The sequence below is a fragment of the Enterobacter sp. BNK-14 genome, from assembly GCF_047456095.1.
Taxonomy (GTDB): Bacteria; Pseudomonadota; Gammaproteobacteria; order Enterobacterales; family Enterobacteriaceae; genus Enterobacter; species Enterobacter kobei.
The window spans coordinates 2,264,375-2,290,861 of record NZ_CP179897.1; the positions used below are offsets into that span (position 1 = coordinate 2,264,375).

Annotated in this window: 16 protein-coding genes; 8 read left to right on the forward strand and 8 right to left on the reverse strand. The window is 55.7% G+C overall.

Annotated elements, in window-relative coordinates:
- Positions 1-208: 208 nt before the first annotated feature.
- The 3 genes from arcB to lptF form a co-directional block, all read right to left on the reverse strand.
- Complete coding sequence (arcB, locus tag ACMGGM_RS10845) at positions 209-2,542, reverse strand: aerobic respiration two-component sensor histidine kinase ArcB (protein ID WP_014885400.1); 2,334 nt, start codon at positions 2,540-2,542, stop codon at positions 209-211.
- Between the two features lie 135 nt (positions 2,543-2,677).
- Positions 2,678-3,760, reverse strand: a complete 1,083-nt coding sequence (gene lptG / locus ACMGGM_RS10850) for an LPS export ABC transporter permease LptG (RefSeq protein WP_014885401.1) — start codon at positions 3,758-3,760, stop codon at positions 2,678-2,680.
- Entirely contained in the window at positions 3,760-4,860 is a 1,101-nt protein-coding gene (gene lptF, locus ACMGGM_RS10855) for an LPS export ABC transporter permease LptF (RefSeq protein WP_014885402.1), read from the reverse strand. Before lptF ends, lptG begins: the two co-directional genes overlap by 1 nt.
- A 266-nt stretch (positions 4,861-5,126) precedes the next feature.
- On the opposite strand from lptF, the gene pepA reads away from it, so the two are divergent.
- The 5 genes from pepA (at position 5,127) to ahr (ending at position 11,785) form a co-directional block, all read left to right on the forward strand.
- Entirely contained in the window at positions 5,127-6,638 is a 1,512-nt protein-coding gene (gene pepA, locus ACMGGM_RS10860) for a leucyl aminopeptidase (RefSeq protein ID WP_014885403.1), read from the forward strand.
- Between the two features lie 118 nt (positions 6,639-6,756).
- On the forward strand, positions 6,757-7,200 hold the full coding sequence (gene holC / locus ACMGGM_RS10865) for a DNA polymerase III subunit chi (RefSeq protein WP_014885404.1): 444 nt from the start codon (positions 6,757-6,759) through the stop codon (positions 7,198-7,200).
- Positions 7,200-10,055 (forward strand): valine--tRNA ligase, encoded by a 2,856-nt coding sequence (locus ACMGGM_RS10870; RefSeq protein ID WP_014885405.1) that lies wholly within the window; start codon positions 7,200-7,202, stop codon positions 10,053-10,055. The genes holC and ACMGGM_RS10870 overlap by 1 nt, the downstream gene beginning before the upstream one ends.
- A 123-nt stretch (positions 10,056-10,178) precedes the next feature.
- Complete coding sequence (locus ACMGGM_RS10875) at positions 10,179-10,682, forward strand: GNAT family N-acetyltransferase (protein ID WP_014885406.1); 504 nt, start codon at positions 10,179-10,181, stop codon at positions 10,680-10,682.
- Positions 10,683-10,765: 83 nt separating this feature from the next.
- The gene (gene ahr / locus ACMGGM_RS10880; RefSeq protein WP_045134765.1) at positions 10,766-11,785 is read left to right on the forward strand and encodes an NADPH-dependent aldehyde reductase Ahr; all 1,020 of its coding nucleotides are present in this window, start codon (positions 10,766-10,768) and stop codon (positions 11,783-11,785) included.
- A gap of 43 nt (positions 11,786-11,828) precedes the next feature.
- Here ahr and ACMGGM_RS10885 read toward each other — a convergent pair whose 3' ends face one another.
- A complete protein-coding gene (locus ACMGGM_RS10885) occupies positions 11,829-13,469 on the reverse strand; it encodes a dihydroxyacetone kinase subunit DhaK (protein ID WP_045134764.1) in 1,641 nt (546 codons plus the stop codon).
- Positions 13,470-13,606: 137 nt separating this feature from the next.
- Here ACMGGM_RS10885 and ACMGGM_RS10890 point away from each other — a divergent pair, with 137 nt between their 5' ends.
- Positions 13,607-15,109 carry a helicase HerA-like C-terminal domain-containing protein gene (locus ACMGGM_RS10890; RefSeq protein ID WP_045134763.1) on the forward strand — a complete coding sequence of 501 codons (1,503 nt, stop codon included), beginning with the start codon at positions 13,607-13,609 and terminating at the stop codon, positions 15,107-15,109.
- On the opposite strand, the gene ACMGGM_RS10895 is transcribed toward ACMGGM_RS10890, so the two are convergent.
- Positions 15,089-16,030, reverse strand: coding sequence for a TIGR01212 family radical SAM protein (locus ACMGGM_RS10895; RefSeq protein ID WP_127341531.1), 942 nt, complete (start codon positions 16,028-16,030; stop codon positions 15,089-15,091). The genes ACMGGM_RS10890 and ACMGGM_RS10895 overlap by 21 nt on opposite strands.
- A 686-nt stretch (positions 16,031-16,716) precedes the next feature.
- On the opposite strand from ACMGGM_RS10895, the gene gltB reads away from it, so the two are divergent.
- On the forward strand, positions 16,717-21,177 hold the full coding sequence (gltB, locus tag ACMGGM_RS10900; RefSeq protein WP_014885411.1) for a glutamate synthase large subunit: 4,461 nt from the start codon (positions 16,717-16,719) through the stop codon (positions 21,175-21,177).
- A 9-nt stretch (positions 21,178-21,186) separates the two neighbouring features.
- Positions 21,187-22,605 (forward strand): glutamate synthase subunit GltD, encoded by a 1,419-nt coding sequence (gene gltD, locus ACMGGM_RS10905; protein WP_045134760.1) that lies wholly within the window; start codon positions 21,187-21,189, stop codon positions 22,603-22,605.
- A gap of 114 nt (positions 22,606-22,719) precedes the next feature.
- On the opposite strand, the gene ACMGGM_RS10910 is transcribed toward gltD, so the two are convergent.
- Genes ACMGGM_RS10910 through ACMGGM_RS10920 form a run of 3 tightly spaced genes read right to left on the reverse strand, consistent with a single transcriptional unit; the run spans position 22,720 to position 26,406 of the window.
- Positions 22,720-23,280 carry a hypothetical protein gene (locus tag ACMGGM_RS10910; protein WP_063943505.1) on the reverse strand — a complete coding sequence of 187 codons (561 nt, stop codon included), beginning with the start codon at positions 23,278-23,280 and terminating at the stop codon, positions 22,720-22,722.
- Positions 23,277-25,697 carry a fimbrial biogenesis usher protein gene (locus ACMGGM_RS10915; protein WP_063943503.1) on the reverse strand — a complete coding sequence of 807 codons (2,421 nt, stop codon included), beginning with the start codon at positions 25,695-25,697 and terminating at the stop codon, positions 23,277-23,279. Before ACMGGM_RS10915 ends, ACMGGM_RS10910 begins: the two co-directional genes overlap by 4 nt.
- Positions 25,698-25,701: 4 nt before the next feature.
- Complete coding sequence (locus tag ACMGGM_RS10920; protein ID WP_014885415.1) at positions 25,702-26,406, reverse strand: fimbria/pilus chaperone family protein; 705 nt, start codon at positions 26,404-26,406, stop codon at positions 25,702-25,704.
- Positions 26,407-26,487: the final 81 nt, after the last annotated feature.

Consider the following 26,487-nt stretch of genomic DNA (forward strand, 5'->3'; position numbering starts at 1 on the left):
GCTGAAGCACATTAATAATTTTGATTAAAACGCTATGCTTCACACATTTCACTGATTCATGTAACAAACCATTTAAGATTTGCTATCTTATCTGCGTGCGGCCTAAATTTTTCAGGCGGCGCCCATTCGAAAATAACGTTTAAAAACAGGCGCAGCCACGATTTCCCTGGTGTTGGCGCAGTATTCGCGCACCCCGGTTAAACCGGGGTCATTTTTTTCTGGCGTCCACCCAGGCTTTAAGCACCGCCACATCGTTCTGCCACTCTTGTTTCATCTCTTCAACCCAATCACCCACGTTATCTTCCCAGGCGGGTAAATCAGGCGACTGAATCTGTTGGCCCAGCTGCTGCAGGTGGCGTAACCCGACCGAGCCGGCGGCCCCTTTGATTTTATGCCCTTCTTCCACGATGCCCTTCTGGTCCCGTGCCGTCAGGTTTGACTCCAGCACGCTCAGATAGCCCGGCATCATTTTTTCAAACACAGCCAGACCGTCGGTAATCAGTTTCGGGCCGACCAGGTCAATGTACTGCTCCAGCATCGCGGTATCGAGTATCGTTTGGGCTTTTGCGCTATCAACAGACGTCATGGTGCTCTCCTCTTCATCACGGGTATCCCAGAACTTCTTGATCATGGCGGTCAGAGCAGGCACCGCCAGCGGCTTGCTGAGTACATCGTCCATACCGGCGTCGAGATACTCTTTTTTGTCTTTCAGTACGTTTGCCGTTAGCGCCACAAGCGGCGGCAGTTCGTCAGCCGCGTACTGACGCGTCAGTTCACGCGAGATATCCAGCCCGGTCATATCCGGCAACTGGATATCCAGCAGAACGAGGTCATATTCGCCCGGTGTAAACATCTCCAGCGCGGCTTTACCGGTCATTGCCACATCCACGCTGTTGCCCAGTTTTTCCAGCACCGAGCGCGCCACAATGACGTTCAGCTCAATATCTTCCACCAGCAGGACGTGCAGGGCTGGCAGCGGCATATCGTCGTTTTCAAAGGTATCCTCAACTTCTTCCGCCACAGCTGGCGCATGCACCGTCAGCGTAAAGGTTGATCCTTTGCCCGGCTGGCTGGCAACGGTAATATCACCGCCCATGCTCTTCGCCAGCCGTTTAGACACCGCAAGGCCAATACCGGTCCCGGTGGCAGGTTTTCCGCCGTTGCTGTCCTTCACCTGGTAGTACATCGCGAAAATTTTGTCCTGCTCTTCCTGTGGAATACCGATCCCGGAGTCCTCCACCTCGAAGTGCAGCATGTCGCCTGCGTCATAGCGGATACGCACCGCCACCTGCCCTTTCTGGGTAAATTTCACCGCGTTGCTGATCAGGTTCCACAGGATCTGGCGCAACCGCGTACCGTCGGTAACCACTTTATGCGGCAGCGGCAGGGTGGGCTCCATGACGAACCTCAGCCCTTTCTGCTGCGCCTGAAGACCAGACAGATTTTCCAGATCGGCAAGGAAACTGGTGAAATCAATCGGCTGGTTATCAAGCTGAACCTTACGGCGTTCCATCTTATCCATATCGATAATATCGTTGAAGATATTACCCAGCGTAACCGCCGAGACATGAATTGTTTTCAGGTACTTTTCCTGCTCTGCAGTGAGATCGGTATCCAGCAAAATACGGCTCAGCCCCACAATGCCATTGAGCGGCGTACGCAGTTCGTGGCTAATGGTGGAGATAAAGGTGGTTTTATCGCGGCTGGCGCGCTCCAGGGCATCCTGATAGCGCTTACGCTCGGTGATATCACGGCCGAAGCCCATCAGGCCGTGGCGTTTCCCTACGCGGTCATAATAGGGCACCTTACGGATCTCAAAGCAGGCTTTGCGGCCATCCGGATAATCCAGCCACTGCTCGTAGGTCAGCGAGACGTTATGGCGGAACACTTTTTCGTCCGTTTCCATAACCTTGGCGGCCGCCTCCTCAGAGTAAACGTCCTGCGGCTTCAGGTGAATCAACTGCTTCTCGCTTTTTCCGGTCAGGAGTTCCATCGCCCGGTTACAGCCGGAAAACTCTTTATCTTCGTTGCGGTAGAACACCAGATCCGGCGAAGCATCCAGGAACGAACGCAGGAAAGAGGATTGCTGCTCAAGCTGGATCTGCGTCACCTCGCGCTCTTTCATTTCAACTTTCAGTTGTTCCAGCGTGGCCTGACGCTCAGCCTCCGCCTTCTCACGATCTGAAATTTCCTGATTCAACTGCGCAATATTGTCTTTAAGCTGAACGTTGAGTTTCAGATCGCGCTCGCGCATCTCCTCCAGCTTATCCACCAGTTTTGACAAGCGCTGACGAGACTCCTCAAGCTGTTCAACCACGACGGAAAGGAAATAGACGGCCCAGGGGGTAATAAGCAAGCCAAAGAAGATAGAGCGGATGACGTCGATACTCTCAACCTGGCCATGCAGAACCATGGTGACGGCCATTTGCACGACAATGGCCAGAACGACCAGCGCCAGCGCCAGCAGCATGGAGAAACGCACCAGCCCAAGCTTCATCATCAGGTCGACGTAATACTGGGCAAGCATTCGAATTTGCTTCATAGAGGATCCCTTCACGACTTTATCGCTCAATAATACTCAAATTCGGGGCAGGGCGTTGAAGGTTGTGAGAAAAAGTGCGGGGTGAAACAGGAGATTAGCCTCGCTCCCGGTCAACCGGAAGCGAGGAGAGGTCTGTCAGGAGCGTTTCAAAAGCAGCCAGAGGCTGATCAGGAAGAAACTGGCACTCGGCAGCAGCGCGCCAATAATCGGCGGGATACCGTACACCAGCGTCAGCGGTCCGAAGATCTGATCGAGAACGTAGAAGACAAAGCCGAAGCTGATCCCCGTTACCACGCGCACGCCCATCGGTACGCTACGCAGCGGACCGAAGATAAACGACAGCGCCATCAGCATCATTACCGCCACGGACATCGGCTGGAAGATCTTGCTCCACATGTTGAGCTGATAACGTCCGGCATCCTGCCCGCTCGCCTTCAGGTACTTCACATAGTTGTGCAAGCCGCTGATAGAGAGCGCATCAGGATCCAGCGCCACGACGCCGAGTTTATCCGGCGTGAGGTTGGTCTTCCACGTGCCGCTGACGGTCTGCGAACCGGTGATCTGTTTTGGATCGGTCAGGTCAGATTCATCCACCTGCGACAAACGCCACTGCTTATGTTCGGGGTCAAACTTTGCCGAAGAGGCATGTCGGACTGACTCCAGGCGGCGCTGGTCATTGAAGGCGTAGATGCTCACGCCGCCCAGTTCATCATCGCCTTTTACCCGTTCGATGTAGACGAAGTTTTTACCATCTTTCGCCCACAGCCCTTGCTGCGTCGAGAGTAGTGAACCACCGTACATCGCCTGAGCACGATAGTTACGCGCCATCTGTTCGCCCTGCGGTGCCACCCACTCACCAATCGCCATGGTCAACAGCACCAGCGGGATAGCGGTTTTCATCACCGACAGCGCAACCTGCATACGGGTAAAGCCTGAGGCCTGCATCACCACCAGCTCGCTGCGCTGTGCCAGCATGCCCAACCCGAGGAGTGCCCCCAGCAGGGCCGCCATTGGGAAGAAGATCTGCACATCTTTTGGCACGCTGAGCAGGGTGTACATCCCTGCGCCCAGCGCGTCATAACTGCCCTGCCCGGCTTTTTTCAGCTGGTCGACAAATTTGATAATGCCGGAGAGCGACACCAGCATGAACAACGTCATCATGATGGTGGTAAAAATGGTTTTACCGATATAGCGGTCAAGAACGCCAAACGCCTGCATTAGATGGCTCCTTTACGCGAAAATCGGGCACGTATGCGGCGCACTGGCACCGTATCCCACAGGTTTAATCCCAGCGCCAGTAAGATGTACAAGCTGTTAACGAACCACGTCCAGACCATAGGATCCAGCTTACCCTTCGCGCCGTTAGAGCGAATAGAGGTTTGCAGCAGGAAATAGATCAGGTAAAGCAGCATCGCTGGCAGCATAGAGAGCACGCGCCCCTGACGCGGGTTCACCACGCTCAGCGGAACCACAATCAGTGCCATCATAAACACGGTGAATACGAGCGTAATACGCCAGTGGAACTCTGCACGCGCTCTGTCGGTGTCGGTGTTCCACAATGTACGCATATCCATTTGCTCGGTATCCGTCGGATCGAGCGCCACCGCCTGATGGCCGATAATAGCCTGATAGTTCTGGAAATCCGTAATACGGAAGTCGCGCAGCATCGCGGTGCCTTCAAAGCGAGTGCCTTTATTCAGCGTGACAATCTGCGAACCATCTTTACTCTGAGCCAGCTGACCGGAATCGGCCACCACGACGGATGGACGCGCGTTACCTTTAGGTCGCAGCTGGGCCAGGAATACATCGTTGAATTTACTGCCGTCAACGCTCTCAATGAACAGCACAGAGTTACCGTCGGTCGCCTGCTGGAACTGCCCCTGCGCTAACGCCGCCATGCCGGGGTTCGCTTTCGCTTCGGCCAGCACTTCGTCCTGATGACGAGAAGACATGGGGCCCGCCCACATCACATTCACTGCCGCCACGATCCCCGTGAACAGCGCCAGTATCATCGCCGCTTTCACCAGTACGGCTTTGCTCAGGCCACAGGCATGCATCACCGTGATTTCACTCTCGGTGTACAGCTTGCCGAGCGTCATGAGCAGGCCGAGGAAAAGACTCAGCGGCAGGATCAGCTGCGCCATTTCCGGGATCCCTAAACCAAGCAGGGAAAGCACCAAATTCGTTGGAATTTCGCCGTCAACGGCCGCACCGAGGATCTTAACCAGCTTCTGACAGAAAAAAATCAGCAGCAGGATGAAGAGGATCGCCAGTTGGCTTTTGAGCGTCTCCCGCACCAGATATCTTATGATTATCACTTTAAATACGCCCGTAAAAACCCGTCTCTTTGCTGGAAAATCGCTTGTTTCATGGCTTAAACGTCATTTATTCTCTTGAGTCGTCGAAATCATCGCTAAGATTAAAACATCCGGCGGATTCACGCTTCAGGACTTTTTCTGACGTGTCGAAACCGTAGTAACGTAAGATTAACACGAAGTCACCACAACAGCGGACATGAGTTACGAAAGGTTTCAATTCTATCCGTAGCAGCCGCTGTTGTCTTTAAGATTCAGGAGCGTAGTGCATGGAGTTCAGTGTAAAAAGCGGTAGCCCGGAGAAACAGCGGAGTGCCTGCATCGTTGTGGGCGTCTTTGAACCACGCCGACTCTCCCCGATCGCCGAGCAACTCGATAAAATCAGTGACGGCTATATCAGCGCCCTGCTGCGCCGTGGCGAACTGGAAGGCAAACCTGGGCAGACGTTGTTACTGCACCATGTTCCAAACGTCCTGTCAGAGCGTATTCTACTGATTGGCTGCGGCAAAGAGCGCGAGCTGGACGAGCGTCAGTATAAGCAGGTCATTCAGAAAACCATTAATACGCTGAATGATACCGGTTCAATGGAAGCCGTCTGCTTCCTGACCGAGCTGCACGTTAAAGGCCGTAACACTTACTGGAAAGTCCGTCAGGCGGTCGAAACCGCAAAAGAGAGCCTGTACAGCTTCGATCAGCTGAAGACCAATAAAAGCGAGCCGCGTCGTCCGCTGCGTAAAATGGTCTTCAATGTGCCAACCCGTCGCGAACTGACCAGCGGCGAACGCGCTATTCAGCATGGTCTGGCGATTGCCGCCGGTATTAAAGCGGCGAAAGACCTCGGCAACATGCCGCCGAACATCTGTAACGCTGCCTATCTGGCCTCTCAGGCGCGCCAGCTGGCAGACTCCTACAGCAAAAACGTCATCACTCGCGTCATCGGTGAACAGCAGATGAAAGAGCTGGGGATGCACTCCTATCTGGCGGTCGGCAACGGCTCGCAGAACGAATCCTTAATGTCGGTCATCGAATACAAGGGCAACCCGTCCGAAGATGCGCGCCCTGTCGTGCTCGTCGGTAAAGGCCTGACCTTCGACTCCGGCGGCATCTCCATCAAGCCTGCCGAAGGCATGGATGAGATGAAGTACGACATGTGCGGCGCGGCGGCGGTTTACGGCGTGATGCGCATGGTCGCGGAGCTCCAGCTGCCCATTAACGTGATCGGCGTTCTGGCAGGCTGCGAAAACATGCCTGGCGGACGCGCCTATCGTCCGGGTGACGTGCTGACCACGATGTCAGGCCAGACCGTTGAAGTGCTGAACACCGATGCCGAAGGCCGTCTGGTGCTGTGCGACGTGCTGACCTACGTTGAGCGCTTCGAGCCTGAAGCGGTGATTGACGTCGCCACATTGACGGGTGCCTGCGTGATTGCACTGGGCCACCACATCACCGGACTGATGTCGAACCACAATCCGCTGGCGCACGAGCTTATCGGGGCATCTGAACAGGCTGGCGATCGCGCATGGCGTCTGCCGCTGGGTGACGAGTACCAGGAACAGCTGGAGTCTAACTTTGCGGATATGGCGAACATCGGCGGTCGTCCTGGCGGGGCTATCACCGCGGGCTGCTTCCTGGCACGCTTCACCCGCAAGTATAACTGGGCACACCTGGATATCGCGGGTACCGCATGGCGCTCCGGTAAAGCCAAAGGTGCCACCGGCCGTCCGGTGGCGCTGCTGTCGCAGTTCCTGCTCAATCGTGCGGGTTTTAACGGCGACGAGTGATGTAAAACGCCGGGTAGCGGCTTCGCCTTACCCGGCCGACAACGTCGCTCAACCGTAGGCCGGGTAAGCGTAGCGCCACCCGGCTTTGCATTTAAATCCACGACAAGAAGCCCCATATATGAAGAATGCAACGTTCTACCTTCTGGACAACGACACCCATCAGGATGGCCTCAGCGCCGTCGAACAGCTGGTGTGTGACATTGCCGCAGAACGTTGGCGCGCAGGTAAACGCGTTCTGATTGCCTGTGAAGATGAACAGCAGGCGATTCGCCTTGATGAAGCCCTGTGGGCCCGCCCACCGGAGAGTTTTGTCCCGCATAACCTGTCGGGCGAAGGTCCGCGCGGTGGCGCCCCGGTCGAGATCGCCTGGCCACAAAAGCGCAACAGCAGCGCGCGCGATATTCTCATTAGCCTGCGGGCAGACTTTGCAGATTTTGCCACCGCTTTCACAGAAGTGGTAGACTTTGTCCCTTACGAAGAATCTTTGAAACAACTGGCGCGCGAACGCTATAAAGCGTACCGCCTGGCTGGTTTTAACCTGAATACGGCAACCTGGAAATAATGGAAAAGACATATAACCCACGCGATATCGAACAGCCGCTTTACGAGCACTGGGAACAGCAGGGCTATTTCAAGCCTAACGGCGACGAAAGCAAAGAGTCCTTCTGCATCATGATCCCGCCGCCGAACGTCACCGGCAGTTTGCATATGGGACATGCTTTCCAGCAGACCATCATGGACACCATGATCCGCTACCAGCGCATGCAGGGTAAAAACACCCTGTGGCAGGCGGGGACTGACCACGCGGGTATCGCGACCCAGATGGTGGTTGAGCGTAAAATTGCCGCTGAAGAAGGAAAAACCCGCCACGACTACGGTCGCGACGCCTTCATCGACAAAATCTGGCAGTGGAAAGCGGAATCCGGCGGCACCATTACCCGTCAGATGCGCCGCCTCGGCAACTCCGTAGACTGGGAGCGCGAGCGCTTCACCATGGATGAAGGCCTGTCCAATGCCGTGAAAGAAGTTTTCGTCCGTCTGTACAAAGAAGACCTGATTTACCGTGGCAAGCGCCTGGTGAACTGGGATCCGAAACTGCGTACCGCCATCTCTGACCTGGAAGTGGAAAACCGCGAGTCTAAAGGCTCCATGTGGCACATCCGCTATCCGCTGGCCGACGGCGCAAAAACCGCAGACGGTAAAGATTATCTGGTCGTTGCCACCACCCGTCCGGAAACCCTGCTGGGCGATACCGGCGTGGCCGTTAACCCGGAAGATCCGCGTTATAAAGATCTGATCGGCAAATTTGTGGTGCTGCCGCTGGTAAACCGCCGTATTCCGATCGTGGGCGACGAACACGCCGACATGGAAAAAGGCACTGGCTGCGTGAAAATCACTCCGGCGCACGACTTCAACGACTATGAAGTGGGTCGTCGTCACGCCCTGCCAATGATCAACATTCTGACCTTCGACGGTGATATCCGTGAAAGCGCAGAAGTGTACGACACCAAAGGCAACGAATCTGACGTTTACTCCAGCGAGATCCCGGCTGAATTCCAGAAACTGGAACGTTTTGCCGCGCGTAAAGCGATTGTGGCTGCCGTTGACGCACTCGGCCTGCTGGAAGAGATTAAACCTCACGACCTGACCGTGCCGTACGGCGATCGTGGTGGCGTAGTTATCGAGCCAATGCTGACCGACCAGTGGTACGTCCGTGCCGATGTGCTGGCGAAACCGGCGGTGGAAGCGGTTGAAAACGGCAGCATCCAGTTTGTGCCGAAGCAGTACGAAAACATGTACTTCTCCTGGATGCGTGATATTCAGGACTGGTGTATCTCCCGTCAGCTGTGGTGGGGTCACCGCATCCCGGCGTGGTATGACAACGAAGGCAACGTCTACGTTGGCCGCAGCGAAGACGAAGTGCGTCAGGAAAACAACCTGAGCGCTGACGTTGCGCTGCGTCAGGACGAAGACGTACTGGATACCTGGTTCTCTTCCGCGCTGTGGACCTTCTCCACCCTTGGCTGGCCTGAGAACACCGACGCGCTGCGTCAGTTCCACCCAACCAGCGTGATGGTGTCCGGTTTCGACATCATCTTCTTCTGGATTGCGCGCATGATCATGATGACCATGCACTTCATCAAAGACGAAGACGGCAAGCCTCAGGTTCCGTTCCATACCGTCTACATGACCGGTCTGATCCGTGATGATGAAGGCCAGAAGATGTCCAAATCCAAGGGTAACGTTATCGACCCACTGGATATGGTTGACGGTATTTCGCTGGAAGATCTGCTGGAAAAACGTACCGGCAACATGATGCAGCCGCAGCTGGCAGAGAAAATCCGCAAGCGCACCGAGAAGCAGTTCCCGAACGGGATTGAGTCTCACGGTACCGACGCCCTGCGCTTCACCCTGGCGGCGCTGGCCTCGACCGGCCGCGACATCAACTGGGACATGAAGCGTCTGGAAGGTTACCGTAACTTCTGTAACAAGCTGTGGAATGCCAGCCGCTTCGTGCTGATGAACACCGAAGATCAGGATTGCGGCTTCAACGGCGGCGAGATGACCCTGTCCCTGGCGGACCGCTGGATCCTGGCGGAATTCAACCAGACCGTGAAAGCGTTCCGTGAGGCGCTGGACAGCTACCGCTTCGATATCGCAGCGGGCATTCTGTATGAATTCACCTGGAACCAGTTCTGCGACTGGTACCTGGAGCTGGCGAAGCCGGTGATGAACGGCGGTTCTGAAGCGGAGCTGCGCGGCACGCGCAACACGCTGATTACCGTTCTGGAAGGTCTGCTGCGCCTGGCGCATCCGGTCATTCCATTCATTACCGAAACCATCTGGCAGCGCGTGAAAGTGATTGCAGGTATCAATGCCGATACCATCATGCTGCAGCCGTTCCCGGAATTCGATGCTGCGCGCGTTGATGAAGCCGCCGCTGCCGATACCGAATGGCTGAAGCAGGCGATTGTTGCCGTGCGTAACGTTCGTGCAGAAATGAACATCGCCCCGAGCAAGCCGCTGGAACTGCTGCTGCGCGGCTGCAGCGAGGCTGCCGTGCGTCGCGTGAACGAGAACAGCACCTTCCTGAAAACGATGGCGCGTCTGGAAAGCATCACCGTGCTGCCTGCAGATGACAAAGGTCCGGTTTCCGTGACCAAAATCATCGACGGCGCCGAGCTGCTGATCCCGATGGCAGGTCTGATCGACAAAGATGCTGAGCTGGCGCGTCTGGCGAAAGAAGTGGCGAAAGTCGACGTAGAAATTGGCAAAATCGAAAGCAAACTGGCGAACGAAGGCTTTGTCGCCCGTGCGCCGGAGGCGGTCATTGCCAAAGAGCGTGAACGTCTGGTTGCCTTCGCAGATGCGAAGACCAAGCTGATTGAGCAGCAGGCGGTTATTGCTGCCCTGTAATGCTTTTACCCCTTACGCTTCAGGGCGTAAGGGGTACCCTTCCTGAAAACTCCTCGCTTGCACTCCCTTTTCTGCGGTGCTATTAACAGCAGTTGTGTGTCAATTTTTGTCATGAGTAATACTATGAGCGTGATTACCCCCGTCGCGACGACGATGCGTCGGATCACTGAGCAGGACAATCCGGCTATTGCCACCGTTATCCGCACCGTTTCTGCGGAGTATGGGCTGACAGCGGATAAAGGCTATACCGTTGCTGACCCCAATCTTGACGAGCTTTTTCAGCTCTACAGCCAACCGGGCCACGCCTATTGGGTCATAGAGCAGGACGGCCAGGTCGTGGGCGGTGGCGGCGTTGCGCCGCTGAGCTGCAGCGAGCCGGACATCTGTGAGCTACAGAAAATGTATTTCCTGCCGTCCGCTCGCGGACAAGGGCTGGCAAAAAAACTGGCGCAGCTCGCCCTTGATCATGCTCGTACTCAGGGTTTCACACGCTGTTACCTCGAAACAACCGCCTTCCTCAAAGAGGCCATCGGCCTGTATGAACATCTTGGCTTTGAGCATATCGATGCGCCGCTGGGCTGTACGGGCCACGTCGACTGCGAAGTGAGAATGCTGAAAAATCTGTAAATTTTGTTCCTGCCCCCTTCTGTTAAGCGGCCGTAAACTGAATGCTCTACACTCTCAGTTCACACCACAACGGGGGAAACACGATGTCGAAGATAAAAAGCTACGCCGCACCGCAGGCGGGTGCAGAACTTGAGCTGTACGAATACGATGCGGGCGAACTAAAAGCAGAAGACGTCGAAGTGCAGGTTGATTACTGCGGGATCTGTCACTCGGATCTCTCGATGATCGACAACGAATGGGGCTTCTCGAGCTATCCACTGATTGCCGGGCATGAAGTCATTGGTCGCGTCGCGGCGCTCGGTAGCGCCGCCCAGGACAAAGGGCTGAAGGTCGGCCAGCGCGTAGGTATTGGCTGGACGGCACGCAGCTGCGGTCATTGTGATGCTTGTATCAGCGGCAACCAGATCAACTGCCTTGAAGGCGCGGTGCCAACCATTCTGAACAAAGGCGGATTTGCCGATAAACTGCGTGCCGACTGGCAATGGGTTATCCCCCTGCCGGAGAGCATTGATATTGAATCCGCCGGTCCGCTGCTGTGTGGCGGTATCACCGTCTTTAAACCACTGCTGATGCACCACGTCACTGCGACCAGCCGCGTAGGCGTCATTGGTATTGGCGGCCTGGGACATATTGCCATCAAACTGCTGCACGCAATGGGCTGTGAAGTGACGGCGTTCAGCTCGAACCCGGCAAAAGAACAGGAAGTGCTGGCGATGGGTGCGGATAAAGTGGTGAACAGCCGCGATCCTGAAGCGCTGAAGGCGCTGGCGGGTCAGTTTGATCTGATCATCAACACCGTCAACGTCGATCTCAACTGGCAGCCATACTTTGAAGCACTGGCCCACGGCGGTAACTTCCACACCGTGGGTGCGGTGATGAAGCCTCTGCCGGTTCCGGCGTTTACCCTGATCGGCGGGGATCGCAGCGTATCCGGTTCCGCAACCGGTACGCCGTACGAGTTGCGCAAGCTGATGAAGTTCGCCGGACGCACCAAAGTGGCGCCCACCACCGAGCTTTATCCGATGTCGAAAATTAACGAAGCTATCCAGCACGTACGCGACGGGAAAGCCCGGTATCGCGTGGTGTTGAAAGCGGATTTTTGATGTGAGTTTGCCGGGTGGCGGCTTCGCCTTACCCGGCCTACTTTTACCGCTGTGCCAATACGTTAAATACTTCTGCCACCGCAACCGCCCCCGGATCCATCACGCCATCCAGGTTTTCTTTGTTCACATACGACGAGCGCCCTGCTCCTGCTTTCTCCATTTTTGCCGTTGCTTCTGCCCCCTGCTGCGCTGCCTGCGCCGCTGCCTGAAGATCATTTTTCTGCAACGCCTCCAGCGCCGGTTGGAGCGCATCGATCAGGGTGCGATCGCCGAGATCCGCGCCGCCATACTGCTTCATTTGCGCCAGCCCGCTCAGCAGCGCATCCGGAAGCGATTTTCCGTCATGCAGCTTTTGCCCCGCTGCCGTGAAGAAGATCGACATCAGTACGCCACTCGATCCGCCCATCACCGTTGCCAGCCGCTCCCCTACCAGCAGCAGAAGCTTAGAGACATCATCAAGCGGAAGCGCATGCTCCTCCAGACGCTGCGCAATATCCCGCGCGCCTTGCGCAAAGGTGGAGCCGGTATCGCCGTCGCCCACTTTGGCATCCAGCGCGTTCAGACGATTTTCCAGTTGGATCAGCGTCCTGGCTACCGAGGAGACAGACTTTTCGACCTGTGGGTTTTCCGACGGAGTGTATTCCACGCGATCATGGATGGCACTATGTGCGACGGTACGCAGTGGCGCAAACGCCACGGGTTTCTGCCAGCCCAGCGTTTCCACCTCTTCATGAAGCGCTTTTTCGAACAGATCGTTGAGCTTCAGCAGCGTCAGCGAAAAACCCTTCATATCCAGAGCGCTTACCAGCGGGGCCGGGCCAATAAGATAAGCAATACTCTCTTTCAGCGCCGAGTGCGCCAGCTCTTTGGTCAGTAACGCCATTTCCAGCGCCGATACGCCACCAAGATTGTTAATCAGCACCGCAAAGCGCCCTTCACCCGCCTGCGCTTTCAGAGGGGTCACCAGCGTGTCGATAATCGCTTTGCTGTTTTGTGTGTCGACAACGGAAGCGCCCGGCTCACCGTGGATCCCCAGCCCCAGCTCGACATGACCCTGCTTAATGCGTCCCTCTTCATCGTCACTGCCCGGCAGGTTGCAGGTTTGCATCGCCACGCCCAGACTCCAGAGGTTATCGCAGGCCTGTTGCGCAATATCCCGCACTTCACTCAACGATTTCCCCTGCTCCGCCGCATAGCCCGCAATCTTATGCACCAGCGCCGTACCGGCAATACCGCGCGGCTGTTTGTTGTCGGGCAGCGCGATATCGTCCGCCACAATCACCATTTCGACCTTCAGCCCGTAACGTTTGGCCTTCTCGGCCGCCAGACCGAAGTTCAGCCGATCGCCGGTGTAATTTTTGACAATCAGCAGGCAGCCGCGATCGCCCGTGACCGCGACAATGGCATTCAGCACCGCATCCACGCTCGGCGAGGCAAACAGATCGCCGCAGACGGCAGCCGTCAGCATGCCTTTGCCGACAAACCCGGCATGCGCGGGCTCGTGGCCAGAGCCGCCGCCGGAGATCACCGCCACGCGGCTTTTGTCCCAGTCACCGCGCGCGACAATCCTGATGGCAGGATCAATATCGAGTTTGACGAGATTCGCGTGTGGCGCAGAAAGCAGTATGCCTTCAATGGCATCGTTGACCAGCTGTTTGCGATCGTTAAAGAAGAATCTGGACATAGTTTCCCACTATTTTGTTAACCGTATGCAAAAGCATAGTCCGCGCTGGATAATGCGCCGCAAAGTCAGCAATTTACTCAGCCATTTTGCCGTCAGGTTGCCTATACTCCACCCAGGACTAAGAGAGGAAGCGCATTATGAGTACACCATTGTTAATTGCCCGGACGCTGGAAAAAGAGCTGTATCTGCTGCCCGCGATGGCGAACCGCCACGGCCTGATCACCGGCGCGACCGGGACGGGGAAAACCGTCACCCTGCAGAAGCTGGCGGAGTCGCTTTCAGAGATTGGCGTGCCGGTCTTTATGGCTGACGTGAAAGGCGATTTAACCGGTGTGGCTCAGGAGGGTACCGCCTCTGAAAAATTGCTCGAGCGGCTGAAGAATATTGGCATCACGGACTGGACGCCGCATGGCAACCCGGTGGTGGTATGGGATATCTTCGGTGAGAAAGGCCACCCGGTCCGCGCCACCGTCTCCGACCTCGGCCCGCTGCTGCTCGCCCGTCTGCTTAACCTTAACGATGTCCAGTCCGGGGTACTGAATATTATCTTCCGCATCGCCGATGACCAGGGACTGCTGCTGCTCGATTTCAAAGATCTGCGGGCCATTACCCAGTACATCGGGGATAACGCTAAATCTTTCCAGAACCAGTACGGCAATATCAGCAGCGCTTCTGTCGGCGCGATTCAACGCGGGTTACTGACTCTGGAACAACAGGGTGCCGAACACTTCTTTGGTGAACCGATGCTGGATATCAAAGACTGGATGCGCACCGACAGCAGTGGAAAAGGCATCATCAACATTCTGAGCTCAGAGAAGCTCTACCAGATGCCGAAACTCTACGCCGCCAGCCTGCTGTGGATGCTCTCCGAGCTTTATGAACAGCTGCCCGAAGCGGGTGACCTGGAAAAACCGAAGCTGGTGTTCTTCTTTGACGAAGCGCACCTGCTGTTCAACGACGCCCCACAGGTCTTGCTGGATAAGATTGAACAGGTCATCCGCCTGATCCGCTCCAAAGGCGTCGGCGTCTGGTTTGTCTCGCAAAATCCGTCGGATATCCCCGATAACGTGCTCGGGCAGCTCGGCAACCGCGTCCAGCATGCCCTGCGCGCCTTCACGCCAAAGGATCAGAAAGCGGTGAAAGCCGCCGCGCAAACCATGCGTGCGAATCCAGCCTTTGATACCGAAGCCGCCATTCAGGCGCTGGGCACCGGTGAAGCGCTGATATCGTTCCTTGATGCGAAGGGCAGCCCATCCATCGTGGAACGTGCGATGGTGATTGCGCCCTGCTCGCGTATGGGGCCCGTCACTGATGATGAACGTAACGGCCTGATTAACCATTCTCCGGTTTACGGTAAGTACGAAGACGAGGTGGATCGCGAGTCCGCGTTTGAGATGCTGCAAAAAGGCGTGCAGGCAACAACGGAGTCCCAGGAGGCTCCTGCCGCAAAAGGGCAGTCCGTCGCCGTAGATGATGGCATTCTCGGTGGACTCAAAGACATTCTGTTTGGCAGCACCGGTCCGCGCGGCGGCAAACGCGACGGCGTGGTGCAAACCATGGCGAAAAGCGCGGCGCGGCAGGTCACCAATCAGATTGTACGGGGCATGCTGGGGAGTTTGCTAGGCGGCCGTCGCCGGTAGACGGGGAACCCACGGGCGCCCCAGCGCCGAACCCTGTACGCCGTTTTCCTGCAGATAGCGGTCAATTTCCACCATTCCCGTCCAGCGGTTCTCACACCAGAGCGGTGCCAGAAGCGTTGGACGGCGGGCGCTGGCCGAGATGCGATGGTAAACAATCTCCGGTGGCGTGTGGCGAATCATCTCCCCCGCGGTCACCGTATAGTCCTCAAGCTCAATACCGCTCAACCGCCCCGCTTGCCAGGCTTTCGCCATAATGCTTCCCGTAACGATGTGCAGCGGATGCAGCTTGATACCGTCCACGCCTGTCTCAACGACCTTTTCCAGCGTCTCCAGGCCGTGCTGCTGCCCTTCGCCAGGGAGACCGACAATCAGATGTGAACAGACCTTCAACCCACGCGCGCGCGCGAGGCGCGTGGTGCGCTGGTAACAGGCGAAATCATGGCCACGGTTAATGCGGTGCAGGGTTTTGTCATGTGCGGTCTGCAAGCCCAGTTCCAGCCAGATCTCGTAGCCTTGCTCCTTATACTCGCTGAGCAAGTCCAGCACCGCCTCCGGCACACAGTCCGGACGCGTACCGACGCACAACCCCACAATGTTCGCCTGCGTGACTGCCTGCTGATACATGGACCGCAGCACCTGCACTTCCGCCCAGGTACTGGTGTACGCCTGGAAATAGGCCAGATACTGCTTTGCGCGGTTAACCCGGCTGGCCTGATGTGCGAGCTGCTCTGCAATAGATTTATGCTGCTGAGCTTCGTCAGCAAAGGAGGCCACGTTACAGAAAGTGCAGCCACCGCGCCCGATGGTGCCATCGCGATTCGGACAGCTAAAACCGCCGTGCAGCGTCAGCTTGTGAACCTTTTGCCCGTAGCGCTGCAAAAGATCCCCACCAAACATATTGACTAATTTCTGTAACTGCATAATCTGATAGACCGTCCCGAAGAAAGGGGACAAGCCTGCCATTTTTAGCCTCTGTCGGCGATGACCTGGATCAATCGCCCAGGACGGCCTTTATCTATATGAATAAATACTCAAGATTACTGCAGTTTCATTCACACCACCTGTGATTACTTTTCCTTATGTTCTGATTGTTTTTTTCATTTATAGCGCCAGCACTGAAAAACAGTGACTTTATGCGGGTTTAGAACCCATGCCAGATTATTGTTCTGCGTTAAAACCACTATTCAGCACGCTACGTTGATAATACCGCTTACATATAGTGAGACAGATCACACTCCGTTGCGGTCTACAAGGGCTTTTAATCAATGTAAAAATAGTTAAATTCCCTTTATTTACAAATACATAGTCACTCTTTAGCACATTTTTGGATAAATAAGATTGCCATTTGACCTGTGTACCAATTCCCGATAAGTTGGAAATCCGCTGGAAGCTTTCTGGATGAGCGGCCTGCTCATCATATTTATGCAGTAATTGAGATTCCCTCTGAAGCAAGTCCTCAAACTTGTTTACCTGCGCGAAAGGATGAAAAGAGGGCGAATGCGAGGTACGCGTATGAAGCGCAAACCCCGTCGCCATGCTCTTTCTGCGCCTGTGCGCCACGGTAAAGTTCAGAGAGAAGCCCGACGAGCCTGGGGAGGTTCACTGATATGTTGTACGATAAATCCCTTGAGAAGGATAACTGTGGTTTCGGCCTGATCGCCCACATAGAAGGCGAACCTAGCCACAAGGTAGTGCGTACCGCTATTCACGCACTGGCCCGTATGCAGCACCGTGGCGCCATCCTTGCTGATGGTAAAACCGGCGACGGTTGTGGCCTGCTGCTGCAAAAACCGGATCGTTTCTTCCGTATCGTTGCGGAAGAGCGCGGCTGGCGTTTAGCCAAAAACTACGCTGTCGGTATGCTGTTCCTGAACCAGGATCCTGAAAAGGCTGCCGCTTCACGCCGCATCGTTGAAGAAGAACTTCAGCGTGAAACCCTGTCGATTGTCGGCTGGCGCGATGTGCCAACCAACGAAGGGGTGCTCGGTGAAATCGCCCTCTCCTCACTGCCTCGTATTGAGCAGATTTTTGTTAACGCGCCTGCGGGCTGGCGTCCACGCGATATGGAACGCCGCCTGTTTATCGCCCGTCGCCGCATTGAAAAACGCCTCCAGGACGATAAAGAGTTCTACGTCTGTAGCCTCTCCAACCTGGTCAACATCTATAAAGGTCTGTGTATGCCGGCTGACCTGCCGCGCTTCTACCTGGACCTGGCGGACCTGCGTCTGGAATCGGCCATTTGCCTGTTCCACCAGCGCTTCTCCACCAACACTGTTCCACGCTGGCCGCTGGCGCAGCCGTTCCGCTATCTGGCGCACAACGGCGAGATCAACACCATCACCGGTAACCGCCAGTGGGCTCGCGCCCGTACTTATAAGTTCCAGACGCCACTGATCCCTGACCTGCACGACGCTGCGCCGTTCGTGAATGAAACTGGCTCGGACTCAAGCTCCATGGACAACATGCTGGAGCTGCTGCTGGCGGGCGGGATGGACATCGTGCGCGCCATGCGTCTGCTGGTGCCACCGGCATGGCAGAACAACCCGGATATGGACCCTGAGCTGCGCGCCTTCTTCGACTTTAACTCCATGCACATGGAGCCGTGGGACGGCCCGGCGGGCATCGTTATGTCCGACGGTCGTTTTGCCGCCTGCAACCTGGACCGTAACGGTCTGCGTCCGGCGCGATACGTCATCACAAAAGACAAGCTCATCACCTGTGCCTCTGAAGTCGGTATCTGGGATTACCAGCCTGATGAAGTGGTCGAGAAAGGCCGCGTCGGTCCGGGCGAGCTGATGGTTATTGACACCCGCGGTGGGCGCATCCTGCACTCTGCCGAAACCGATCACGATCTGAAGAGCCGTCATCCATACAAAGAGTGGATGGAGAAGAACGTGCGTCGTCTGGTGCCGTTTGAAGATTTGTCGGACGAAGAAGTGGGCAGCCGCGAGCTGGACGACGATACGCTTGCGAGCTTCCAGAAACAGTTTAACTACAGCGCGGAAGAGCTGGACTCGGTTATCCGTGTGCTCGGTGAAAACGGCCAGGAAGCAGTCGGCTCCATGGGTGACGATACCCCATTTGCCGTGCTCTCCAGCCAGCCACGCATCATTTATGACTACTTCCGCCAGCAGTTCGCGCAGGTTACTAACCCGCCAATCGATCCGCTGCGTGAAGCCCACGTGATGTCCCTGGCCACCAGCATCGGTCGCGAGATGAACGTCTTCTGCGAAGCCGAAGGCCAGGCGCACCGTCTGACCTTTAAATCGCCGATCCTGCTGTACTCCGACTTCAAACAGCTCACCACCATGACCGAGGAGCACTACCGCGCCGACACGCTCGACATTACGTTTGACGTGAACGACGCGAGCCTCGAAGAGACGGTGAATGCGCTGTGTGACAAAGCCGAACAGATGGTGCGTAACGGTACCGTTCTGCTGGTGCTGTCTGACCGCAATATCGCGAAAAACCGTCTGCCGGTGCCTGCGCCAATGGCGGTGGGTGCTATCCAGACGCGTCTGGTGGATAAGAGCCTGCGCTGCGATGCCAACATCATTGTTGAAACCGCCAGCGCCCGCGACCCGCACCACTTTGCCGTGCTGTTAGGCTTTGGCGCGACGGCGATCTACCCGTACCTGGCCTACGAAACGCTGGCCCGTCTGGTTGATACCCGCGCGATCGACAAAGATTACCGTACTGTGATGCTGAACTACCGTAACGGCATCAACAAAGGCCTGTACAAGATCATGTCCAAAATGGGCATCTCGACCATTGCCTCTTATCGCTGTTCGAAGCTCTTTGAAGCGGTCGGCCTGCATGATGACGTGGCAAATCTCTGCTTCCAGGGCGTGGTTAGCCGTATCGGTGGAGCCGGTTTTGCTGACTTCCAGCAGGATCTGGTGAACCTGTCCAAACGTGCCTGGCTGGCACGTAAGCCGCTGGATCAGGGCGGTCTGCTGAAATACGTTCACGGTGGTGAATACCACGCCTATAACCCGGACGTGGTGCGCACGCTGCAGCAGGCGGTGCAGAGCGGTGAATACAGCGATTATCAGCAGTATGCTGAGCTGGTGAACAACCGTCCGGCGGCGACGCTGCGCGATCTCATTGCCCTGAATCCGGGTGATGAAGCGGTCAGCATTGACGACGTTGAGCCTGCTTCCGAGCTGTTCAAACGCTTCGACACCGCGGCAATGTCCATCGGCGCACTGAGCCCGGAAGCCCACGAGGCGCTGGCCGAAGCCATGAACAGCATCGGCGGTAACTCCAACTCCGGTGAAGGCGGTGAAGATCCGGCGCGTTACGGCACCAATAAAGTGTCCCGTATCAAGCAGGTAGCATCCGGTCGTTTTGGCGTGACGCCTGCGTACCTGGTCAACGCCGACGTGATTCAGATTAAAGTCGCTCAGGGTGCGAAACCGGGCGAAGGCGGTCAGCTGCCGGGGGATAAAGTTACCCCGTACATCGCCAAACTACGCTACTCGGTGCCGGGCGTGACGCTGATCTCCCCGCCACCGCACCACGATATCTACTCTATCGAGGACTTAGCGCAGCTGATTTTCGACCTGAAACAGGTCAACCCGAAAGCGATGATCTCCGTGAAGCTGGTTTCCGAACCGGGCGTGGGCACCATCGCCACCGGGGTGGCGAAAGCCTATGCGGATCTCATTACCATCGCCGGCTACGACGGCGGTACCGGTGCAAGCCCGCTCTCCTCCGTGAAATACGCGGGCTGCCCGTGGGAGCTGGGACTGGTGGAAACCCAGCAGGCGCTGGTGGCGAACGGTCTGCGTCATAAGATCCGTCTTCAGGTGGACGGCGGCCTGAAAACTGGCCTCGACATCATCAAAGCCGCGATCCTCGGTGCAGAAAGCTTCGGCTTCGGTACAGGCCCAATGGTGGCGCTCGGCTGTAAATACCTGCGTATTTGCCACCTGAACAACTGCGCAACCGGTGTGGCGACCCAGGATGAGAAGCTGCGTAAGAACCACTATCACGGGCTGCCGTTCAAAGTGACCAACTACTTTGACTTCATCGCCCGGGAAACCCGCGAGCTGATGGCGCAGCTGGGCGTGAAGCGTCTGGTGGATCTGATTGGCCGTACCGACCTGCTGAAAGAGCTGGAAGGCTTCACGGCGAAGCAGCAGAAACTGGAGCTGAGCAAGCTGCTGGAAACCGCGCAGCCACACCCAGGCAAAGCGGTGTACTGCACCGAGAACAACCCACCGTTCGACAATGGCGTGTTGAATGCGCAGCTGTTGCAGCAGGCGAAACCGTATGTGGACGAGAAGCAGAGCAAGACGTTCTGGTTTGATATCCGCAACACCGACCGTTCCGTGGGCGCGTCGCTCTCCGGTTATATCGCGCAAACGCACGGTGACCAGGGGCTGGCAGCGGATCCGATTACCGCGCACTTCAGCGGCACTGCGGGTCAGAGCTTCGGGGTGTGGAACGCAGGCGGCGTTGAGCTGTACCTGACCGGTGACGCCAACGACTACGTCGGTAAAGGCATGGCGGGTGGTCTGCTGGCAGTGCGCCCTCCGGTCGGCTCTGCCTTCCGCAGCCACGAAGCGAGCATCATCGGTAACACCTGTCTGTACGGCGCGACCGGCGGTCGTCTGTTCGCCGCGGGCCGTGCGGGTGAGCGTTTTGCGGTGCGTAACTCCGGTGCCATCACCGTGGTGGAAGGCATTGGCGATAACGGTTGTGAATACATGACGGGCGGGATTGTTTGCGTTCTGGGTAAAACCGGCGTGAACTTTGGCGCAGGCATGACGGGCGGTTTTGCCTACGTCCTGGATGAAGACGGTGAGTTCCGCAAACGCGTGAACCCGGAACTGGTGGAAGTGCTGGACGTTGATACGCTGGCTATCCATGAAGAACACCTGCGCGGTTTGATTACCGAACACGTGCAGCATACCGGTTCTTCGCGCGGCGAAGAGATCCTGGCGAACTGGCCGGCGTTCTCAGCGAAATTTGCGCTGGTTAAACCGAAGTCCAGCGATGTTAAAGCCCTGTTGGGTCACCGTAGTCGTAGCGCAGCAGAGCTGCGCGTGCAGGCGCAGTAAGGAATTCAGATGAGCCAGAACGTATACCAGTTTATCGACCTGCAGCGTGTTGATCCGCCAAAGAAACCGCTGAAGATCCGTAAAATTGAATTTGTTGAGATTTACGAGCCGTTTTCAGAAGGCCAGGCCAAAGCGCAGGCAGACCGCTGCCTGTCCTGCGGTAACCCTTATTGCGAATGGAAATGCCCGGTCCATAACTACATCCCGAACTGGCTGAAGCTGGCCAACGAAGGGCGTATTTTTGAAGCCGCCGAACTCTCTCACCAGACCAACACCCTGCCGGAAGTGTGCGGCCGCGTGTGTCCTCAGGACCGCCTGTGTGAAGGCTCCTGTACCCTGAACGACGAGTTTGGTGCGGTGACCATCGGTAACATTGAGCGCTACATCAATGATAAAGCGTTCGAGATGGGCTGGCGTCCGGATATGACCGGCGTGAAGCAAACCGATAAGCGCGTGGCGATCATCGGTGCGGGCCCGGCGGGCCTGGCCTGTGCGGACGTGCTGACCCGCAACGGCGTGAAGGCGGTGGTCTTTGACCGTCATCCGGAAATCGGTGGTCTGCTGACCTTTGGTATTCCGGCCTTCAAGCTGGAAAAAGAGGTCATGACCCGTCGCCGTGAAATCTTCACCGGCATGGGTATTGAGTTCAAACTGAATGTGGAAGTGGGCCGCGACGTGCAGCTCGACGATCTGCTGAAGGATTACGACGCGGTGTTCCTCGGCGTGGGCACCTATCAGTCCATGCGCGGCGGTCTGGAGAACGAAGATGCGCCGGGCGTGTTTGATGCCCTGCCGTTCCTGATTGCCAATACTAAGCAGATTATGGGCTACGGCGAAACCGCCGACGAACCGTTCGTCAGCATGGAAGGCAAACGCGTGGTGGTGCTGGGCGGCGGTGATACCGCGATGGACTGCGTGCGTACCTCTATTCGTCAGAATGCGGCGCACGTCATCTGCGCCTACCGCCGTGACGAAGAGAACATGCCGGGCTCTAAACGCGAAGTGAAAAACGCGCGTGAAGAGGGCGTGGAATTCCAGTTCAACATCCAGCCTCTGGGTATTGAAGTGAATGCTAACGGCAAAGTGAGCGGCGTGAAGATGGCGCGCACGGAGATGGGTGCGCCGGATGCGAAAGGCCGTCGTCGTGCAGAGATTGTCGCAGGCTCTGAGCATGTGATCCCGGCTGATGCCGTGGTGATGGCGTTCGGTTTCCGTCCTCACAGCATGGAGTGGCTGGCGAAGCACAGCGTTGAGCTTGACTCTCAGGGTCGTATTATCGCCCCTGAAGGCAGCGATAACGCTTTCCAGACCAGCAACCCAAAAATCTTCGCGGGTGGCGATATCGTTCGCGGTTCTGACCTGGTGGTGACAGCCATTGCCGAAGGGCGTAAAGCGGCCGACGGGATTATGAACTACCTGGAAGTGTAAGAAAAAAGCCGGACGGTATTTACCCTCCGGCTTTTTTTATGCGGTTTACAGCCATTGATTATCACCCTACCCCGCATGCAGCTCCGCTTTTAAGGAGTGCCACGAAGAGAAGGGTTACTTCGTCAATAAACTCCAGGACAAATCACTTTCCAGCGTAGTTTGATCTGTCAGATGGCTGAACGCGCTATCGTTGAGAACCGGCGAGAGCGTTACGTTGAAACTCATCTGCTGGCCGGAAGGAACCTGGTTATTCTCAAGCGCAATCACCGCCTCGTTATTACGCAGGTAGAGAGGTGTCGGCGTACCGTTTTCAGGCGTAAAATTTAGCTGATCAACTGTTTTACCCACACTGTAACTTTTGCCATCGACGGTCATGTTGTCAATTTTGACCGCGACACCACCGGACTGCCCAAAAAGAAACCGCCCCTTATCTCCAGCTGTACCGCGCAGTAACACCGCCATCTGCTGAGTCTGAGGACAGAAAACGTTGACCGTGATGCCACGATCGGCCATTTTGTGCCAGTCCTGTTGCGTCGTTTCGATCGTATCCCGACGCATCTCGTGATAATCCACCACCGGCTGTGAGAGGCTGATCTGACAGTCTTCAGCATGGGTTACCCCTGTCATACCGAGCATCAGCAAGGCTACTAAGCCCGATAAGTGTCGACTGTTCATCGGCAGACTCCGTTCACTTCTTCGTAGAAGGCATTTTCGTCACGCTTATCAGCCAGAGTGTAATCAATCTTACACAGTCGGTTATTGTTACCGTCTAGCGCGTAGAGGGCGCTCAGCTGATCGGCATCGTTAATAAAGACGTGGCCATCATCAACCGTGGTCACGATATAGTTACCTTTCTCATCAACAATCGAGATCCCTTTATTCAGGGGCTGACCGTTAGCCTGCTTTACGCTCAGCATGACGCGGCGGCTGTTGAGTACTTTGAAATCAATCTCGCTGACCGAAGCATGGCCTGCGGCGATATATTTCGTGCCGTTAGCAAGCGTCATACTCTGCGGCAGCTTGTTAGCATCAATTTCTATGCGGGAGTTATGCCATTCGTTGAGAGAAGGCACCACGGCCTGGCCCCATGGATCGGTCCAGACGGTGCCTTGCGGAGTGGAAATTTCAACGCCGCTCTTCTTCTCGCTCAGTCTGGCAATCGCGAAGGTATCCTGAATCGAATACGGCGAGAAAGTCACGCCCTCTTTATGCATGGCCACGCCACCCGACAATGTCGCACTGTAGTTCCGCTGATTATCACCACTGGTTCCGCCCCCCACGCTTAGCTGCGTATAGTGGAGGTTAGTGTTGATGTTGCCATTGAAGCTGTTGTCTTTGGTATCCTGATCGCGATCGGCTGAGATGTAATAGTGCGTATTGTCTCCCAGCGAGCCGCTGTTAGACACGCCATAGGTGGTGCTATCACCCTGTTTACGCATATAGGAACTGATCGACTGACTGCCACCGAGCGGGATGCTCACATTGACGTAGAACATCTCATTGTCCTGATCGTCATCGACATTACCGACCGCACTTTGCCAGTTCATGGACACTGACGCGTACGAAAAGGTCTTGCCCCAGGACAGCAGGAGATAACGTGAGTCATCCCTACCACCATTGGTCTGGTTGTAGTTGAACCCTGCACTAAACACCCCCGCCAGAGGGGAGGAGAAACGAACGTTGCCAGAATAGGTATTGTCATATCCCTGATAATCGTCATCCATTGCGTCAGCCATTTCGCGGTACTCGCCGCTGTAATGCGTCGCACTGCCTGAAAGACCGACATACTCGTTCAGGATATAATCACTTTGCAGATCGGTTTTTACTCCGCTGCTGCTGTCACCAAAGCTCGCACTGCTGACTGCTGCGCCCGTTGAAAGAGTCCAGTCATCGTTTATCAGGAACTCTGTTCTGCCGCCTGCTGCCTGGTAGTTTTCCGCAGCTGCACCAGAAGCCAGGAGATTCATCCACGGTGAGATGCGCCAGCCGTCAGAAATGTTCATTACCAGCGGATCGCTATATTCGCTTTCGATGCTGCGCACCTGACCTACAGAAAGGGTCAGTCCCTGTGGGCGTGAAAGGTTGCGCGCCCTTACCTGAGACGCCGGGACAATAAACCGGTTAGTCGCACCATCGGACTCTACCACCGAGACGTCCAGATCCACATTGTTGCGAACCACGGGCACGTCATCCAGCGTGAAGGGGCCAGCAGGCACAAGGGTACTGAAGACCAACTGCCCGTTCTGGCGGACTTCTACACGTGCCTGGGAAGACTGGGCGATACCGGAAACACTCACGCCAGAGCTTGTTTTCGCCAGGCCGCTGGTCGGCATAAACTGCACGCCGGTAATCGGCACGCCGCTCAACACGTTAGACATGGCGTTGATTTCACCCACCTGCATCGTCATCTTCTGCGCGGCAAATACATGTTCTGCATAGGTGTAAATGCTTTCAGCATTTCGGCTACCGTTGTCATCCGTCAGGATATAACGGCTGCGCAGCGCCCAGTCCATCGTGTTGAATCCGGCTTCCAGGCTGGCCTGAGAGTAGCGGCTAGTGTCGTTGTCACCATAGTCGTTATGGGTACTGAACAATGAATAGTTCAGCAGCGCCGCCGTTCCGCCATGCTGAAAGTTTTTGATATCTCCCGACAGACTGTTCACCGCTTCAGCTGGCAGATAGAGTTCAACGGCTTCCTGGTTAGGCAAAGCGTTGATGATGGCTTTAGGATAGTTATCACGAATATCGTGACACGCCTCATTAGACTTTATTGGCACAGGCATCAGCCCGGCAAACTCCATGAGATCGTTGTCAAAGCAAAGCACGCCATCTTTGTTGAAACGAACTGCAGCCATTCCTCGCTCTTTCCCATTGACCTTCACCGAAACGGAGTGGGTTCCGGGTAAAAATCGCGGTGCTTCAGCGAAGTAATGGTTGAGATCTGTATTCAACCCCAGCGTTTGCATAATCCCCGTATCGAAGGTGACTTCCCTCGCCAGGACGGATGTCGAATCAAGTAATACCAGAGGTAATGTGCCGCAAAGAATGGCGCGGACACAAAATGCAAGGCGGCTTTGTTTAATCACCGTCATATCCCTATTTATTTAATTCCGATGTAAAGCTCGGTACCTCAACGCCATAGCGGCTGGCCGGGAAAAACTTAACGCTGCTGTCACCGCTGACTTTCTTTTTCATATCAGCCGTTAGCGTTTCGCCAGGAAGAATGTAGGTTTTGGACAGAGTGGCACTCACACCTGAAGGCAGCAGCATTACGTTCTGCCCAAGACGGACCACATATTTGCTAGGGTTTTTCACGGTGACAGACGCGCCGTTTGAAGACCACTTAAGGAACTTCCAGGCATCAGTAACCACTCCCAGAGATGCCGGACGAATAAGCACGGGGATATCCTGGCGAATGTTTATACCGATCTTGATTTTTTTATCATCGTTTTTAGGTGGAATACCGTCGAACGTGACGCGTTTATAATGCTCAACGTCCAACGGTTGTTTATTCTGAAGAATAAAGCGCAACTGCTGCGTCTGACCTGGCTCAAGACGTACCACTGGCTGCGTCGCAATAAGCTTAAGACCGGTATCATCCGGCAGATCAACGACATTCGTATATAAAAGTGAAGGGTGCGAGTCGGTATTCTTGACGTTTATCGTTCCACTGTGCGTCGCTTCATCAATGATTAACAGACTGGTTTCAGGCACCATGCCTTCTGCATGTACAGCAACACTGGCAGACAATAATGTGGCAGTAATAAGTGTATTAATTAAAGTGGATTTTAAACCTTGCATAATAATATCTCCTTGAAAGCAACAACAGAACAGTCCATGTTTATCGCGCCGTTAAAAAGAGAGTAAATGCAGCGCATTTAC

What these genes read in the sequence shown, in the direction of transcription:
- arcB (WP_014885400.1), bottom strand. Translation starts at nt 2,542, where the DNA reads ATGAAGCAAATTCGAATGCTTGCCCAGTATTACGTCGACCTGATGATG.
- lptG (WP_014885401.1), bottom strand. Translation starts at nt 3,760, where the DNA reads ATGCAGGCGTTTGGCGTTCTTGACCGCTATATCGGTAAAACCATTTTT.
- pepA (WP_014885403.1), top strand. Translation starts at nt 5,127, where the DNA reads ATGGAGTTCAGTGTAAAAAGCGGTAGCCCGGAGAAACAGCGGAGTGCC.
- holC (WP_014885404.1), top strand. Translation starts at nt 6,757, where the DNA reads ATGAAGAATGCAACGTTCTACCTTCTGGACAACGACACCCATCAGGAT.
- ACMGGM_RS10870 (WP_014885405.1), top strand. Translation starts at nt 7,200, where the DNA reads ATGGAAAAGACATATAACCCACGCGATATCGAACAGCCGCTTTACGAG.
- ACMGGM_RS10875 (WP_014885406.1), top strand. Translation starts at nt 10,179, where the DNA reads ATGAGCGTGATTACCCCCGTCGCGACGACGATGCGTCGGATCACTGAG.
- ahr (WP_045134765.1), top strand. Translation starts at nt 10,766, where the DNA reads ATGTCGAAGATAAAAAGCTACGCCGCACCGCAGGCGGGTGCAGAACTT.
- ACMGGM_RS10885 (WP_045134764.1), bottom strand. Translation starts at nt 13,469, where the DNA reads ATGTCCAGATTCTTCTTTAACGATCGCAAACAGCTGGTCAACGATGCC.
- ACMGGM_RS10890 (WP_045134763.1), top strand. Translation starts at nt 13,607, where the DNA reads ATGAGTACACCATTGTTAATTGCCCGGACGCTGGAAAAAGAGCTGTAT.
- ACMGGM_RS10895 (WP_127341531.1), bottom strand. Translation starts at nt 16,030, where the DNA reads ATGCAGTTACAGAAATTAGTCAATATGTTTGGTGGGGATCTTTTGCAG.
- gltB (WP_014885411.1), top strand. Translation starts at nt 16,717, where the DNA reads ATGTTGTACGATAAATCCCTTGAGAAGGATAACTGTGGTTTCGGCCTG.
- gltD (WP_045134760.1), top strand. Translation starts at nt 21,187, where the DNA reads ATGAGCCAGAACGTATACCAGTTTATCGACCTGCAGCGTGTTGATCCG.
- ACMGGM_RS10910 (WP_063943505.1), bottom strand. Translation starts at nt 23,280, where the DNA reads ATGAACAGTCGACACTTATCGGGCTTAGTAGCCTTGCTGATGCTCGGT.
- ACMGGM_RS10915 (WP_063943503.1), bottom strand. Translation starts at nt 25,697, where the DNA reads ATGACGGTGATTAAACAAAGCCGCCTTGCATTTTGTGTCCGCGCCATT.
- ACMGGM_RS10920 (WP_014885415.1), bottom strand. Translation starts at nt 26,406, where the DNA reads ATGCAAGGTTTAAAATCCACTTTAATTAATACACTTATTACTGCCACA.